We start from the raw sequence: 14,819 nt of genomic DNA on the forward strand, positions 1-14,819 counted from the left end.
GTGGCCCGCGATGGACCAGGAACCGATCAGGACCCGTGTGCTCGACGCCGCGGAGGAGCTGTTCTACGGCCGCGGGGTGCAGAGCGTGGGCATGGATGAGATCCGGAACGCCTCACAGGTCTCCCTCAAGCGCCTCTATCAGCTCTTTCCCTCCAAGGGTGAGCTGGTCGAGGCGTATCTGAAGCGGCGCGACCTCCGGTGGCGGGAGGCGCTGGCCCGCCACGCGGAGGCCGAGGGGGATCCCGGGGCGCGCATCCTGGCCGTCTTCGACTGGCTGTACGGCTGGTTCGCGGAGCCGGACTTCCGGGGGTGCGGATTCATCAACTCCTTCGGTGAGCTGGGCGCCACCACCCCCGCGGTGGCGGACGCCGCCCGCGCACACAAGGAGGCGTTCCGGGCGTATCTGGGCGGGCTGGTGGCCGGTGCCGGGCGGCCCGCCGCGCTCGCCGGGCAGCTGGCCCTGCTCGCCGAGGGCGCCATCACCACGGCCGCCATCTCCGGATCGGCCGAGCCCGCCCGGCAGGCCGAGGACGCCGCGCGGGTGCTGCTGGAGGCGTCGGCCGTGGCGTCCCCGGCTGTTTCCCGGGGCTGATCCCGGCCCTCGCGGGCTGATCGCGGCCGTCCGTGGGGTGGCTCGGTGCGGGGTGGGAATGAAGACAGATAGTTCACTGTTCAACTAGATGTCTCAGGGTCGGCCGCCGTGGCCGACCGGCCGCCGTCCGCAAGGAGGAGTGCCTCATGCCCGCCGTGACCGTCGACAACACGCTGGACCTGCCCCGCGTCCCCGCCCCCGACCCGCGGACCGCCCCGGCGCGCCCGGTCCGTTCCGTGACCGGCGCACCGCAGGGGTTCGAGGGGGAGGGCTTCCCGGTGTACCGGGCCTTCGCGGGTGCCTCGCTGCGCGATCTCGACCCCTTCATCCACATGGATCAGATGGGCGAGGTGGAGTACGCGCCGGGCGAGCCCAAGGGCACCCCATGGCATCCGCACCGCGGCTTCGAAACCGTCACCTACATGATCGACGGCGAGATGGCGCACCAGGACTCCAACGGCGGCGGCGGTCTGATCGCCGACGGCGCCACCCAGTGGATGACCGCCGGTGGCGGGATCCTGCATATCGAGACCCCGCCGGAGCACCTGGTGGTGTCGGGCGGGCTGTTCCACGGCATCCAGCTGTGGGTCAACCTGCCGCGCGCCAACAAGTGGAATCCGCCGAAGTACCAGAGCATCGAGGGCCGACAGGCCGCCCTGCTGTCCTCGCCCGACGGCGGTGCGCTGGTGCGGGTGATCGCCGGGGAGATCGCGGGCCATCAGGGGCCGGGTGGCACCTTCACTCCGATCACCATGGTCCATGCGACGCTCAGCCCCGGTGCCCGGCTCGAGCTGCCCTGGCGTCCCGACTTCAACGCGCTGGTGTACAGCCTGTCCGGGCGCGGCACCGTCGGCGCCGAGAACCGTCCGCTCGACACCCATCAGCTCGCCGTCCTCGGCCAGGGCGGGGCGCTGGGCGTGGCCGCCACCGACCGTCCGGACGCCCGTACCCCCGGCCTCGATGTGCTGATCCTCGGCGGTCGGCCGATCCGTGAGCCCGTCGCCCACTACGGACCCTTCGTGATGAACACCAAGGCGGAGATCGCCCAAGCCATCGAGGACTTCCGCGGTGGCCGGCTCGGGACCGTCCCCGCCGAGCGCATTCCGCACACCACCCCCGGAGAGGAGACGCCATGACCGTGTACGTCCCCCAGGAGACCCTGGCCGAGCGCTGGGCGCGGGCCGGGCTGTTCTTCGAGGCGAAGGAGTACGCCGAGGCCGCCCGCATCCTCGCCACCGTGGTGGGGGACGAGCCGGAGCAGATCGCCCCGCGGCTGCTGCTGGCCCGCGCCTACTACCACTCCGCGCAGCTGTGGCGCGCCGAGGAGCAGTTGCGCGAGGTGATCGCCCGCGATCCGGTCGAGTCCTACGCCCATCTGATGCTGGGGCGCACCCTTCAGCGCCAGGGGCGGGACCGGGAGGCGGCCGGTGCGCTGCGGGTGGCGGACGCGCTCCACGGGGAGTTCGCCGCGGCCGCATCGCACTGATCCGCCGAGCCGCACCACTCAACCCCGTCCGGCCCTGGCCACTCGTGCCCGGGGCCGGGGGGAGTGGGTCAGCTGTGCGGGGGGCGTCGCGCCCCGTCCACCGTGGCCTGTGCCCGCGCGGCGAGCGTACGGCGGTCGTCCTTCCCCGGTACGGGCAGCAGCGGCCGGTGGTTGCGCACCCGGATGGTCAGCCCGTCCGCGCGCAGCACCCGGCGCAGCGAACTGCCGAAGTCGTCCTCGCCGACAAACGCCGCCACCGTGGTCGGGACGGAGTGCTGGAGGTATTCCAGGGCCACCGGGCGCACCGGCGCGCCCGCGTCGATGGCCGCCTGGAACGTGGCCCGCCGGAAGGAGCCGCCCGTCCCGGCACACCAGGTGATGCCCTGCGGGAAGACCACCACCGACTGTCCGTCGCGCAGCCGGTCCGACATCTCCCTTACGGCATCGGGCAGTTGGCGCAGACTGGCCCGGTCGAGGAACATCGTCCCGGCCCGTCCGGTCATCGGGCCGACCACCGGCCAGTCACCCACCTCCCGCTTCGCCAGCATGACCACCGGCTCGACGGCCAGCAGTGCCACGATGTCCAGCCAGGAGATGTGATTGGCGACGACGAGGGTGCCGGTGGCGCCCGGTGCGCTGAGCGTGGCATCGCCCGCCACCTCCAGCCGGATGCCCAGCGCGGTCAGCAGCCCGGCGGCGGTGGAGCGCAGGGTCTCCGGCTCGGCGATCCGCTCGCCCCGGGTCAGCGCGCCGACCAGCGCCCGGCCGAAGGCCGCGGTGCGCCGCAGCGTGCGGGTGGCCGGTATCCGGCCGGTGGCGTGGGAGACACATCCCGGATCGCACGGGGACCACGCGGCCCATGCGTGCGCCGGGGGATTCAGCGGTGCCGAGACGGTCACTTGGGTTCGCCCAGGAAGTAGCGGCGGTAGCGGTCGTTCATCCGCTCGGTGTCCAGCAGGACGAAGAAGTCGGCGTCGTCGAAGTCGCGGTCGTGCTGCGGGGAACCGCACATCCAGGCGCCGACCCGCAGATAGCCGCGGAGCAGCGGAGGCAGTCCGGCGTAGCTCGGCTCGGCGTCCAGTGTGCGGGTCGGGATCCACGGGTCCAGCGGATGTACCCGCAGCTCGGCGGGGGAAGCGTGCCGGGTGGTGCCCAGCAGCCAGGCGTTGGCCGCGGCCTGTCCGCCGTCGCCGAGCGGGACCGAGGCACAGCCCGCGAGATAGCGGTGGCCGGAGAGCAGGACATAACGCGCCAGTCCGGCCCACATCAGATTGATCACCGCGCCCGACCGGTGGTCGGCGTGCACACATGCCCGTCCCGCCTCCACCATGGCGGAACGGACCTCCTCCGGAAGGCCGCGCAGATCGAACTCGGTGTCCGAGTAGAGCCGGTCGCCGCGGCCGGGGGGAAGCAGCCGGTAGGTGCCGACCACGCTGCCCGTCGCCGTGTCCGTGACGATCAGGTGGTCCATCAGCGCGTCGAACTCGTCCACATCACGCCCGTCGGAGGAGGACAACCGGCCTCCCCGCTCCTCACCGAACACCTGGTAGCGCAGCCGCTGTGCGGCGTGCACCTGCTCCTCGGTGTGGGCGATGGAGGTGACGTACGAGCTGGTGGACGCCGGTACCGGGGACGTCGTGAGCACGGACATTCCTGTTCTCCGTTCAGGGGGAAGTCAGGAGCGGCGGGGAGGGGGAGGAGAGGGGCGGGCGGGGAGAGTGCCCGCCCGCCGACGCGGTGCGCGGGAAGCGGTGCGCACCGCTCGCGTTCACCCCAGTCTCGCCGTGGCGGCGAACGCCACAGTGTCCGCGTGGTGATTCGGCGACTGCCAGTCGATGACGAACGCATGCCGCGGTCCGACACGGGCGGCCGGGCCGTTGCCACCGAGCGCCATGGTGTCAGGGCGCGTCGGTGCCGTGCAGCGGGAAGCCGAGGGATCGGGCCGCGGTGGCGGGCGTGGGCTGCGACCAGTAGTCGGTGACGGCCTGCGCGGAGGCCAGCGAACGGGTCTCGGCGTGGTCCAGATAGAGCACACCGTCGAGGTGGTCGGTCTCGTGCTGGACGATCCGGGCGGGCCAGCCGGTGAACTCCTCGTCCAGCTCCCGCCCCGTCTCGTCCTGGCCGCGCAGCCGGATCCGCTCGGGGCGGCTGACCACGGCCTGCCAGCCGGGAACGCTCAGGCACCCCTCGAAGAACGCCGCCCGGCCGTCGCCCACGCCCTCGTAGGAGGGGTTGACCAGGACGCGGTACGGCTGGGGCACCCGGCCGCGCGCCTCCCGCACCTCGGCCGTCACCTCCGCCGGGTCCTCGATCACCGCGAGCCGCAGCGGTACGCCGATCTGCGGTGCGGCCAGGCCCACACCGGGCGCGGCGTGCATGGTGTCCCGCATCGCCCGCAGCAGCCGGTCGAGCTGGGCCGTGGAGAGCTGGCCCTCGTAGGGGAGGGCGGGCTGCCGCAGGACGGGGACGCCCGCGGAGATGATCGGCAGCGGGTGGGTGCCGGAGAGCAGTTCGTCGACGAGTTCGGAAAGGCTGGAGGTCGGCATGGGGGACAGCCTCGCAAGCCGGGCAGGCCGCGGCAATGCGTGGGACGGGGCGGCTGCCCGGAGCCGGGCGTGACCCTGTCCGCGGCCGGTGAACAGGATGCGGATGTGGCCCGTACTCACTGATGAGCCGCCGGGGAATCCCACGCCCCGCGGACTCACCCGGGTCCCGCCGACTCGGGACGCCGCCGCTTCCGCGGTGCCTTCCCCGTTGTGCACCCGGGGCGGCGGCTCCTCACGCCCGGGAGGCGGTGGGAGGCGGTGCGCTACGGAGCACCCGTCTCCCGGGCCGCCGCCTCCCGGACGTCGGTCAGATCGCGTACGTACGCCAGCCCGGGCCGACCGCCCGGGGTGACCTCCTCCCCGGTGGGGACGAAGCCGGTGCGGGCCAGGACGGCGCGTGAGCCCGCGTTGTCGAGCGTGGTCTCGGCGCGCAGCACGGTCAGGCCGTACGCGGTGGCCGCCAGGACGCAGACCTGCCGGACCGCGCTGGTGGCGAGGCCCTGACGGGCGGCCCGCTCGGCGATCCGGTACCCCAGCTCGGCCGTGCCGTCGGCCACGCCGACCAGGTTGACCCGCCCCAGCACCTCGCCGTCGGCGTCCACGATCAGATGGAAGTGGTGGAGCCCGGCGTCCTGTTCGGCGAGCAACTCGGTGTGCCGGGCGTCGAAGTCGGTGAAGTAGTCGTCACCGCGGTCGGAGATCGTCTGCGCGAAGTAGGCGCGGTTCTCCCGCTCGAAGGCGAGCAGGGCCGCGGCGTGATCGCGTCGGAGGCGCTGGAGTTCGGGCATGGCAGCACGGTACGCCGGGACGGGTCGGAATGATCACTGAGTTTCGAGGTCCGCCGATCCGGCGCCCCCGCGGTCGCCCCCGGTCTCCTCGGCGCGGTCGTCGAGTACCGCCCGCGCCTCCGGGAGCAGTGCGCGGATATCACTCGGCAGCACCCCGTACACCTTCTCCATCAGCTCCGGGTCCACCGCGGCGTCCAGCACCTCGAAGAAGGCGCTCGCCTCGCGCAGCGCCTCCTCCTCGGTGTGCTCGGTGCGCCAGGCGATCCGGCCCGCGAAACCGGTGAGGTCGAACCGCTCCCCGTGGTCGCGCCGGTACGCCCGCTCCTCGGCGGAGCCCGGGTACGAGGCGGCCACCCGGCGCATCGGCTCCGCCGCCCGGACCGGAAGCTGGGCCGCCAGATGGTCCGCGAGACCCCCGGGGATCCGCTCGGCGAGGGTTTCGAGCGTCGCCTGGACGGCCCGCTCGGCCGACCGCCGGTCCGGCAGCCCGGCCCGCGCCCGGACCTGGTCGGTCAGTTCTTCGTAGCGCATCGTGGATCAGCGCTCCCTGGGTCGGCGGCCGCTCCTCGAGCCGGGTGCCCAGCACCACCGCCCCGAAGCGTCCGGCCCGGCCCGGATCGGCGGACCGGCCCTCCCGGACCGGCCCTCCCGGACCGGCTCCCGGACGGCGATCGGCGGCCGAACGGGGCGCGGCGCGGCCGCTCCGGCCGCACACTGGGCACTGTGACGGAGAAGAGCACGGAGAAGCGCGCGGAGAAGAGCACCGTACGGCGCACCGAGAAGCGCAGCGCCGGAATCCTGCTGTTCCGCGGCGCGGGACCGGCCCTCGAGGTGCTGCTCGGCCATATGGGAGGCCCGTTCTGGGCCGCCAAGGACGAGCGCGCGTGGTCCGTGCCCAAGGGCGAGTACACCGAGGAGGAGACCCCCGAGGCCGCCGCGCGCCGGGAGTTCGAGGAGGAGCTCGGTCTGCCGCCGCCCCACGGTGAGCTGCTGCCGCTCGGCTCGGTCCGGCAGACCGGCGGCAAGCTGGTGACCGTCTGGGCCCTGGCGGGCGATCTCGACCCGGCCGAGGTCACCCCCGGCACCTTCACCATGGAGTGGCCCCGGAGATCCGGCCGGATGCGGGAGTTCCCCGAGATCGACCGGGTGGAGTGGCTGGATCCGGAACGGGCCCGTACGAAGATCGTGGCCAAGCAGGAGCTCTTCCTCGACCGGCTCGACGCGCTGCTCGACGGGGCGCCGCTACCGTGAAGGGGAAGACCGTGGGGATGCCGCGCCGCGCGCGCTGAAGCCGACGGAGGCACGGTGGGCATGGAGAGCGCGAGGAGTTCGGAGTACCTGCCCCGCCTGCGGCTGGACGAGCTGCTGGAGGAGTTGCAGGTCCGCATCGACGCGGTGCGCGGCACCCAGGACCGGGTGCACAGCCTGCTGGAAGCCGTGCTCTCGGTCGGCCGTGAGCTGGATCTGTCCCATGTGCTGCGGCGGATCGTGGAGGCGGCGGTGATCCTGGTGGACGCCGAGTACGGGGCGCTCGGCGTCATCGGCGAGGGCCAGCGGCTCGCGGAGTTCCTGCCGGTGGGCGTCGACAAGGAGCGCTATGAGGCGATCGGGGAGCTGCCGTCCGGCCACGGCATCCTCGGCGAGCTGATCCGCCACCCCGAGCCGCTGCGGATCGCCGAGCTCTCCGAGCACCCCGCCTCGTACGGCTTCCCGCCGGGCCATCCGCCGATGCACTCGTTCCTGGGGGTGCCGATCCGGGTGCGGGACGAGGTTTTCGGCAATCTCTATCTGACCGAGAAGCGCGGTGGGAAGGAGTTCGACGGCGAGGACGAGACGGTGCTGTCCACCCTGGCCGTGGCGGCGGGCGTGGCCATCGAGAACGCCCGGCTGTACGAGGAGGCCCGGCACCGCCAGCACTGGCTGGAGGCGAACGCGGAGGTCACCAACAGCCTGCTGTCCGGTGTGGACGAGACCAGGGTCCTGGAGCTGATCGTCGACCACGCCCGCCGGATCCTCGCCGCCGATCTCGGTGTGCTGATGCTGCCCGTCACCGAAAGCGGCGATCTTCAGGTCGCGCTCGCGTCGGGCATCGACGCCGAGGCCCATCGCGGTCTGGTGCTGCCCTGCCGGGGCACCTTCGCCGGGGCCGCCTTCACCGCCTCCGAGCCGGTCACCAGCACCGACGTCAAGAACGATCCGCGGATCACGGTGGGCCCCCAGCGCTGGGAGGGGCTCGGCCCCGCCGTCGCGGTGCCGATGCGCACCAGCGATGGCGTGGGCGGTGTGCTGTCGCTGGCCCGTGCGGTGCACAGCGCCCCCTTCACCCAGATCGAGACGGACACCCTGCTCGGCTTCGCGGGCCAGGCGGCGATCGCCATGAAACTGGCCGAGCGGCGCCGTGACGCCGAACAGCTCGCCCTGCTGGAGGACCGGGACCGGATCGCCCGCGATCTGCACGACCTGGCCATCCAGCGGCTGTTCGCCGCGGGGATGACCCTCCAGAGCACACTGCGCTTCGTCCAGCACCCCGAGGGCTCCGAACGGCTGCTGCGGGTGGTGGACGACCTCGATGACACCATCAAGATCATTCGCTCGACCATCTTCGGGCTGCGGTCCCATGAGGGGGGTCCCGCCGTCCAGGGGCTGCGCGTCCGCACCGCCAAGACCATCGAGGAGGCCGTGCCCGCGCTCGGCTTCACCCCCTCGCTGCGCACCGAGGGCCTGGTCGACACCGATGTGCCACGTCCGGTCGCGGACGACATGGTCGCGGTGCTCGGCGAGGCGCTGTCGAACACCGCCCGGCACGCGGAGGCGGACGCCGCGGAGATCTCGCTCGTCGTGGCCGCCGGGCGGCTGACCCTGGCCGTCACCGACAACGGGGTCGGCATCCCGGAGGACGGGCGGCGCAGCGGACTGCGCAATCTGGCGGAGCGCGCCGAGAAGTACGGCGGTGGGCTGGCCATCGAGGTGCCGTCGGGCGGTGGCACCCGGCTGGTGTGGCGTGTACCGCTGCGCGGTCCCTGAGCCGTCGGCGACCGTCGGCCCCGGTCTCAGCGCCTCGCCAGATCGCCCGGGTCGCCGTCCAGCACGTCATGGACTCCGCTGCGCGGGCCGGCCGGGCCGGTCGGCCCGTAGCCGAGCCGGATCAGCATCTGCACATGGCCGGGCACCCGGCGGCCGTCGCTCAGCGCCCACCGCAGGTCCGACCACTCCAGCGCCTGGTGCAGCAGGGAGGCCCGTACCGCGCGCGAGGCCGCCAGCAGCAGGACATGCTCCAGGGCCTGCCCGGCCCGTAGCCAGTCCGCCCGCCGGTCGTGGCCGGTGGTCAGCACCGCGATCGAGGGACGGCTCTCGAACAGCGCCGTGGGCTGCTGTCCGACCGCACCGGCGGCGCGGAAGTCCCGCTGCGGCAGCCGTCCCCCGGTGTGCTGCGGGCCGATGGCCGCGGGCGGGATCCCGTACGGGCCGGTGTCGCGCACCCACTCCCGGCTCTCCGCGGCCCGCCGCGGGTCATGGGTGCCGCGCTGCTCCGCCTCGGCGGTCAGCCGCAGCAGGTGGGACGTCTCCTCCGGGCCCGCGAGATACAGCGTCGCCCCGTCCTCGTGGGCGGCGTCGGAGAGCTGGTACACCAGCCGACGGGGGAGCCGGCGGCCCGAGAAGGGCAGTCGGCTGCTGTGCCGCCGCCAGATCACGTCGTACAGCTCGTCATGCGCCGGATGCGCCCGTCCGCGGGGCGAGGCGGCCAGCCGCACCGTGGCCAGCAGATCCGGCTGGGAGCGCTGCGGCAGCAGCCGGACCACCGGTTCCCAGCCGAAGTGGGCCACCGCGACGCGGAGATTGAACACCGCCGCACCGGCGGAGACGCTCATGCCCCGGCCCATCGGGTCGGCCTGGCGCAGGGCGCGCTCCGGAGCCGCCCGGACCTCCAGGGTGACGGTGTCGGGGTTCAGCCGGTAGCGCCACGGCTGGGTGTGGTGCGTCGACGGGGCGGCCACGGCCGCGGAGATGAGTTTCTCCAGGATCGCCGCGTCGAGTGCTGCGGGCTGCATGGTCTTCTCCTCGCCGGTGGGCGCGGGAGGCTCCCCGCGCGGTCAGCGTGCGGCTCGGGAAAGCGGAGGGGGCAGGGGCCGTTGGTCCCGGGGGAGGGACCGGTCGGTACGCGTCGGCCTCCATCCGTGGGGCGCCTTACGGCGCAGGGGGCGCGGAGCGCGCCGCGTGGTCAGCCGTGTGCTCATCGGAGGCGGCGGGGGAGGAGTGGGTCGCCAGCACCGCTGCCTGGATGCGGCGCTCGACGCCCAGCTTGGCCAGCAGCCGGGAGATGTGGTTCTTCACCGTCTTCTCGGAGAGGAAGAGCCGTTTGCCGATCTGCCGGTTGGTCAGCCCCTCGCCGATCAGCGCCAGGATCTCCCGTTCGCGTGGTGAGAGCCCGCCCAGCACCTCGTCCTTCGGCTCCTGCGGGCTGCTGTCCCCGCGCAGCGTGCTCATCAGCCGGGCGGTGGTCGCCGGGTCGAGCATCGACTGCCCGGAGGCGACCGTGCGGACCGCGGAGACCAGGTCGGAGCCCTTGATCTGCTTGAGGACATACCCCGCGGCCCCGGCCATGATCGCGTCCAGCAGGGCGTCGTCGTCGTCGAACGAGGTGAGCATCAGACAGGCCAGCCCCGGCATCCGGGAGCGAAGCTCACGGCAGACCGTGATCCCGTCCCCGTCCGGCAGCCGGACGTCCAGGATGGCCACGTCCGGCCGGAGCGCCGGGCCCCGCGCGAGCGCGTGGTCAACGGTTCCGGCGTCCCCGACCACCTCGATGTCCGGTTCGGCGTCCAGCAGGTCGTGCAGACCGCGCCGGACCACCTCATGGTCGTCGAGCAGAAACACCCTGATGGGGCTGGTGGGGCCTGGTGTCGGCGGGGATTCCCGCGTCTCGGTCATGGCGCTCCTCGCACCGCTGGTCCGTGTCCGCCCGTTGTGCCGGTGTCCACCGGCTCGTGGTTCCGCTCGATGGGCTCGTGGTCCCGCTCGGCCCTCTCGTTGGCGATCCTGGCGCATCCGGCGGGGCCGTACCAGGGCCGAACGGGCCCCCGCGGGGCGACGAGGGGACCGAAAGGTCCCCGGTACAGGGGGCTGCCCGGCCCTCGTGCCGGGCCTTCGCGCGTGCGACGGTCACGGCATGGGCACGAAAGTGCGGGGGCGGTGGCTGTGGCGCTGGCGGCGCAGTCCGCTCAGGCGCCGCTCCGACGTGGCCGAGGCGTGGGCCGTGCTGGTGACCACCGCCGTGATGGTGATCGGCGGCCCGGCCGCCGGTGTGGTCGCGGGCAGCGCCGTGGACGAGGTGCTGCGCCAGGAGCGCGCCGAGCGCTACCGGGTGCCCGCGGTGCTGCTGGAGCGCGCCCCCGCCGTACCGCCCACGGGCGATGGCACCGACACCGACCAGGTGCGCACCCCGGTGCGGTGGACCGCTCCCGACGGCGCGGTGCAGACCGGCTCCGCCCTGGTGCACGAGGGGCGGCGGGCCGGTGCGACCACACCGGTGTGGGTCGACGGCCGCGGCAGGCTCGTCCCCGCTCCGCCCACCGAGGAGCAGGTCGCGACCCGTGCCTCGCTGGCCGGTGCGTCGGCGGCGGCCGGAGTGGCCGCGGTGGCGCTGGCCGGGCGCGGTGTGCTGCGGTGGCGGCTGGACCGGGGCAGGGCCCGGGAGTGGGAGCGTGCCTGGGCCGAGGTCGAGCCGCGCTGGAGCCGCCACCTCTGACCGGCCTGACCGGGCGCCGCGGGGGAAGCAACGCGTGCGGACGCGCTACGACCGCTGTGCCGCGGGCGGAGCCGTCGTCAGCTGGTTGTCGAAGTCCACCACGCCCTCGACCGCCCGGATCAGCCGGGCCGCCGCCGGTACCAGAACGGCGTCCCTGATCCGCCCGGTGAGGGTGACCACGCCTTCGTCGACGCTGACCCGGACCGTCTGCACCGGGCCCGGGAAGAGGTGGGCCACCACCTCGCGGCGCACCTCCTCCTCGATCTCCTCGTCCGGCCGCAGGAAGACCTTCAGCAGGTCGGCACGGCTGACGATGCCCTCCAGACGGCCTTCGTGGTCGACCACCGGCAGCCGTTTGACGCGTGTGTGCGTCATGACGCGCGCCGCCTCCGCCAGCGTGGCGCTCGCGTGCACCGTGATGGCCGGGGAGGTCATCAGCTCCTCCGCGGACACCGCGCCCGCCTTGGCCATCTCCGGCAGATCGCGCAGCTGCGCCGGCCGGGACGGATCGCTGTCGCGGAACTCCTCCTTGGGCAGCAGATCGGCCTCGGAGACCACACCGACGACCCTGCCCTCGCCCTCCAGCACCGGCAGTGCGCTGACCCGCCACTGCTCCAGCGTTCTGACGATCTCCTTGAACGGTGCCTCACGGCCGACGGCCACCACCGTATGCGTCATCACATCGCTGACGATCTGCGCGCTCCGTCGCACGGTCTTCCTCCGTTCAGCCCCCAGCCGTCGCATCAGCCCTCGAAAGCGCCGCTGAAGGGTCCATAGAGGTCCAGCAGCCGGCTGCGGGTCGACCGCAGACGGCGCCCCACCACACCCGCCACATACGCGGACAGGGCGCTGCCCAGCACCGGATCCTCCCGGCACAGCGCCCGCACCGTGGCCGCGTCGAACTCCTCGGCCCGCACCGGGCTGACGGCCTCCGCGCCCAGATGCCACCGGCACGGCGGGATCAACCATGACCAGCCCAGCAGATCGCCGGGGCCCAGCGTGTCCACGATGGGTGCCCGGCGTCCCGGCACATGCACATCGAGGGCCACCCCTCCACTGCTGAGGATCCAGAAGCGGTCGGCCAGGCCCCCTTCCTCGAAGATGCGGGTGCCCATCGGAAAGGACACCTCGTGGGCGAGACGGACGAACTGGTCGCGGTGGTCCGGCGGTACGGCTGCCACCACCCCGTTTCTGGTGATCATGGAGGGCCCCTTCCACAGGTGCACGGGTCACGGGTGGCGGGCATCGGCGCCGCCGACGCCGTCATCTCCATCGTGCGGGCGCGCCACCCGGCTGAGGCAGGGGCCGAGCGGCCCCCGACCCGGTCCGCTCGGCTCCGGGGCCCGGCCGTTCGGCCTGGTGCTTCGCAGCGATCCGGTGCTCGAGGCGGTGGCGCACCCGGCCCGCGAGCCGGGCCAGTGGCGGTGAGGTGGCCGGACGCGGTGGCAGGGGTTCCCGGATCCGGCGGGCCTGGGGCGGAAGTCCGGCCAGATCGGCGGTGAGGCGCTCACGCGCCCGTGCCAGCGTGTCGGGCTCCCCGGTCCGGCGCCCGTCCCGCATCACCGTCTCCAGCAGCGGGCTGCCACCGCGCGGCGGCGGTTCGTCCCGCTCGCCGATCACATCGGCGAAGCCGGGCCGCCGCCACACCTGCTTGGCACCGGGCGCCGTGGCCTTCGCCGACGACAGCTTCATCACCGGCCGCCCGTCGTAGGCGACCAGCTTGTACGCGGAGTCGAGATACGCCGAGTCGGCCGAGACCCCGACCCGGGTGCCCACCGCGAACACGTCGATCGGCGCCCCGGCACCCACCAGCTCCTCCACGGCGTACTCGTCCAGACCGCCACTGGCCACGATCCGTACCTGCGCCAGCCCCGCCTCGTCGAGGATCCGGCGTGCCCGCCCCGCGAGCGCGCCGAGGTCACCGCTGTCCAGCCGGATGGCGGAACCGGCGCCCAGGCCCAGTTCGCGCAGTACCCGGGCGGCGGTGGCCACGCCCGTCAGGGTGTCGTAGGTGTCCACCAGGTAGGTCACCGGACCCGGGTGGCCGCGGGCGAACGCGCGGAACGCGGTCTCCTCGTCCGGGAACGCCTCGATGTACGCATGCGCCATGGTGCCGCTGGCGGCCAGCCCGTACGCGTGTGCCGCCGCCACGTTGCTGGTGCCCGCGAACCCGGCCATCGCGCCCAGCCGGGCCGCCTGCATCCCGGCCTGCGGACCGTGGGTGCGGCGCAGCGAGAAGTCCAGCACCGGATGGTCCCCGGCGGCCAGCACACACCGCACCGCCTTGGAGGCGATGGTGGTCTGGTGGCTGAGCTGCGCCAGCAGATACGTCTCCACCAGCTGGGCCTGTGGCAGGGGCGCCGTCAGCTCCAGCAGCGGTTCCCCGGCCAGTACGATCCGGCCCTCGGGCACCGCCCGCACCTCACCCTCGAACCCCAGGCCCAGCAGGGGTTCCAGCTCGGCCGCGGGGCGGTGCAGCGCGGTGGCGAACGCCTCGACGTCCTCCGGCCCGACCCGGAAGCCGGACAGATAGTCCAGCGCCGGTTCCAGCCCCGCGGCGACCAGGAAGCCGCGCTCGGGTGGCAGGTCGCGGATGTACAGGTCGAACGTGGCCGGTGCGGTCATGTCCTCCCGCAGGTAGGACAGGGCCATCGTCGCCTCGTAGAGGTCCGTGGTCATCGCGTTCGACATCGTCGTGCTCTCCCTCGTCCTCACCGGTCCTCGACCGCGGCGAACCGCCCGGCGCCCGCCGTCCGCGTCAGCCGCACGGCACCACCGCCACCGGACATGGCGCATGGTGCACGGCGGCGTGGAGCACGGCCCCCAGCCGCGCTGCGCCACCGTGCCCGGCGCCGCCGCGGCCCAGCACCAGCAGTCCGGAGCCCGCGGCGGCGCGCACCACGCCGGGACCCGGACGCTCCGAGGTGATGTCCTCGGCCACCGGCACCCCCGGGTACTTCTCCTGCCACGGCCGCAGCGCCGCGTCGAGCGCGGCCCTGGCCGCGGGGTCCGCCCGCCGGCCGCCCGCGAACACCGCGCGCAGCGAACCGCCGCGCCTCGCGGCCGCGTCGAAGGCGAACCCGAGCACCTCGTCGGACGCGAACCCGGGCGCCCCGCCGGACGTCCGTCGCGGCCCCGGGCCCACCGTCACCTCCGCGCTCCGGCCGCCGTCGTCCGCGTGCACCAGCACCATCGGCCCTGCGCCGTGCGCCAGGATCTGCCGACCGGTGGAGCCGAGCAGAAAGCCGCCGAGGGTGCCGCGGCCGCGTGAACCGAGCACCAGCATCTCGGCGTCGCGGCCCGCGGTCAGCAGCGCGGGCACCGTCTCCCGCGGCACCAGCTCGGCGGTGACGTTCAGCCCTGGATGGGCCTCGCGCAACTCGCCCACCGTGTCGCTCAGCAGCCGCCGCGCCCAGTAGTTCCGGTCGTTCGCGCGGGGGATGTCCCCCTCGGGCGGCACATCCGAGTCCGTGGGCCCGAGCAGGATCCAGGCGTGGACGAGCCGCAGCGGCAGACCGCGCAGCAGCGCCTCGCGTGCGGCCCAGTGCGCGGCGGGCGGGCTCTCGGGAAAGCCGTCGATGCCGACGGTGATGGGCGGTCGCACAACCGTCACCTCCATGTGTTTCCTCTGTGGTGTTCCGTCGTGTGCGCGGAGCCGCCG

Annotated in this window: 17 protein-coding genes; 6 read left to right on the top strand and 11 right to left on the bottom strand. The window is 73.7% G+C overall.

The features are described from left to right. Positions 1 to 10 precede the first annotated feature (10 nt). From AB0C66_RS30760 to AB0C66_RS30770, 3 genes are all read left to right on the top strand, one after another. Entirely contained in the window at positions 11 to 592 is a 582-nt protein-coding gene (locus AB0C66_RS30760; protein WP_362445886.1) for a TetR/AcrR family transcriptional regulator, read from the top strand. A 146-nt stretch (positions 593 to 738) separates the two neighbouring features. Next, positions 739 to 1,728, top strand: coding sequence for a pirin family protein (locus AB0C66_RS30765; RefSeq protein WP_362445889.1), 990 nt, complete (start codon positions 739 to 741; stop codon positions 1,726 to 1,728). After that, entirely contained in the window at positions 1,725 to 2,078 is a 354-nt protein-coding gene (locus AB0C66_RS30770) for a tetratricopeptide repeat protein (RefSeq protein ID WP_362445892.1), read from the top strand. The genes AB0C66_RS30765 and AB0C66_RS30770 overlap by 4 nt, the downstream gene beginning before the upstream one ends. Before the next feature lie 68 nt (positions 2,079 to 2,146). Here AB0C66_RS30770 and AB0C66_RS30775 read toward each other — a convergent pair whose 3' ends face one another. From AB0C66_RS30775 to AB0C66_RS30795, 5 genes are all read right to left on the bottom strand, one after another. Continuing rightward, positions 2,147 to 2,977, bottom strand: coding sequence for a lysophospholipid acyltransferase family protein (locus AB0C66_RS30775; protein ID WP_362445895.1), 831 nt, complete (start codon positions 2,975 to 2,977; stop codon positions 2,147 to 2,149). Continuing rightward, entirely contained in the window at positions 2,974 to 3,729 is a 756-nt protein-coding gene (locus AB0C66_RS30780; protein ID WP_362445898.1) for a GNAT family N-acyltransferase, read from the bottom strand. The genes AB0C66_RS30775 and AB0C66_RS30780 overlap by 4 nt, the downstream gene beginning before the upstream one ends. A gap of 247 nt (positions 3,730 to 3,976) precedes the next feature. Beyond that, positions 3,977 to 4,624: a peptide deformylase gene (def, locus tag AB0C66_RS30785; RefSeq protein ID WP_362445901.1), complete on the bottom strand. Its 648-nt coding sequence runs from the start codon at positions 4,622 to 4,624 to the stop codon at positions 3,977 to 3,979. A gap of 263 nt (positions 4,625 to 4,887) precedes the next feature. Next, the gene (locus AB0C66_RS30790) at positions 4,888 to 5,412 is read right to left on the bottom strand and encodes a GNAT family N-acetyltransferase (RefSeq protein WP_362445904.1); all 525 of its coding nucleotides are present in this window, start codon (positions 5,410 to 5,412) and stop codon (positions 4,888 to 4,890) included. Positions 5,413 to 5,445: 33 nt separating this feature from the next. Further along, positions 5,446 to 5,943, bottom strand: coding sequence for a DUF2267 domain-containing protein (locus tag AB0C66_RS30795; RefSeq protein WP_362445907.1), 498 nt, complete (start codon positions 5,941 to 5,943; stop codon positions 5,446 to 5,448). A 192-nt stretch (positions 5,944 to 6,135) separates the two neighbouring features. Here AB0C66_RS30795 and AB0C66_RS30800 point away from each other — a divergent pair, with 192 nt between their 5' ends. After that, positions 6,136 to 6,663, top strand: a complete 528-nt coding sequence (locus AB0C66_RS30800) for an NUDIX domain-containing protein (protein ID WP_362445910.1) — start codon at positions 6,136 to 6,138, stop codon at positions 6,661 to 6,663. 60 nt (positions 6,664 to 6,723) lie between these two features. Next, on the top strand, positions 6,724 to 8,436 hold the full coding sequence (locus AB0C66_RS30805; protein WP_362445912.1) for a GAF domain-containing protein: 1,713 nt from the start codon (positions 6,724 to 6,726) through the stop codon (positions 8,434 to 8,436). A gap of 26 nt (positions 8,437 to 8,462) precedes the next feature. Here AB0C66_RS30805 and AB0C66_RS30810 read toward each other — a convergent pair whose 3' ends face one another. Together AB0C66_RS30810 and AB0C66_RS30815 are read right to left on the bottom strand one after the other, a co-directional pair. Next, entirely contained in the window at positions 8,463 to 9,461 is a 999-nt protein-coding gene (locus AB0C66_RS30810) for a hypothetical protein (RefSeq protein ID WP_362445915.1), read from the bottom strand. 136 nt (positions 9,462 to 9,597) lie between these two features. Next, complete coding sequence (locus tag AB0C66_RS30815) at positions 9,598 to 10,341, bottom strand: response regulator transcription factor (RefSeq protein ID WP_362445918.1); 744 nt, start codon at positions 10,339 to 10,341, stop codon at positions 9,598 to 9,600. A 238-nt stretch (positions 10,342 to 10,579) separates the two neighbouring features. Between AB0C66_RS30815 and AB0C66_RS30820 the strand changes: the two genes are divergently transcribed. Next, positions 10,580 to 11,158 carry a hypothetical protein gene (locus AB0C66_RS30820; RefSeq protein ID WP_362445921.1) on the top strand — a complete coding sequence of 193 codons (579 nt, stop codon included), beginning with the start codon at positions 10,580 to 10,582 and terminating at the stop codon, positions 11,156 to 11,158. Positions 11,159 to 11,203: 45 nt separating this feature from the next. Here the strand turns inward: AB0C66_RS30820 and AB0C66_RS30825 are convergent, their stop codons facing one another. The 4 genes from AB0C66_RS30825 to AB0C66_RS30840 all read right to left on the bottom strand — a co-directional run bounded on the left by AB0C66_RS30825 (position 11,204) and on the right by AB0C66_RS30840 (position 14,762). Continuing rightward, on the bottom strand, positions 11,204 to 11,869 hold the full coding sequence (locus AB0C66_RS30825; RefSeq protein ID WP_362445924.1) for a CBS domain-containing protein: 666 nt from the start codon (positions 11,867 to 11,869) through the stop codon (positions 11,204 to 11,206). A 32-nt stretch (positions 11,870 to 11,901) separates the two neighbouring features. Next, on the bottom strand, positions 11,902 to 12,360 hold the full coding sequence (locus AB0C66_RS30830) for a cyclic nucleotide-binding domain-containing protein (protein WP_362445927.1): 459 nt from the start codon (positions 12,358 to 12,360) through the stop codon (positions 11,902 to 11,904). 61 nt (positions 12,361 to 12,421) lie between these two features. Next, positions 12,422 to 13,849, bottom strand: coding sequence for a nicotinate phosphoribosyltransferase (locus AB0C66_RS30835; protein ID WP_362445930.1), 1,428 nt, complete (start codon positions 13,847 to 13,849; stop codon positions 12,422 to 12,424). Positions 13,850 to 13,916: 67 nt separating this feature from the next. Continuing rightward, positions 13,917 to 14,762 carry a universal stress protein gene (locus AB0C66_RS30840; RefSeq protein WP_362445933.1) on the bottom strand — a complete coding sequence of 282 codons (846 nt, stop codon included), beginning with the start codon at positions 14,760 to 14,762 and terminating at the stop codon, positions 13,917 to 13,919. Positions 14,763 to 14,819: the final 57 nt, after the last annotated feature.

The organism is Streptomyces sp. NPDC048636 (genome assembly GCF_040650655.1).
GTDB lineage: Bacteria > Actinomycetota > Actinomycetes > Streptomycetales > Streptomycetaceae > Streptomyces.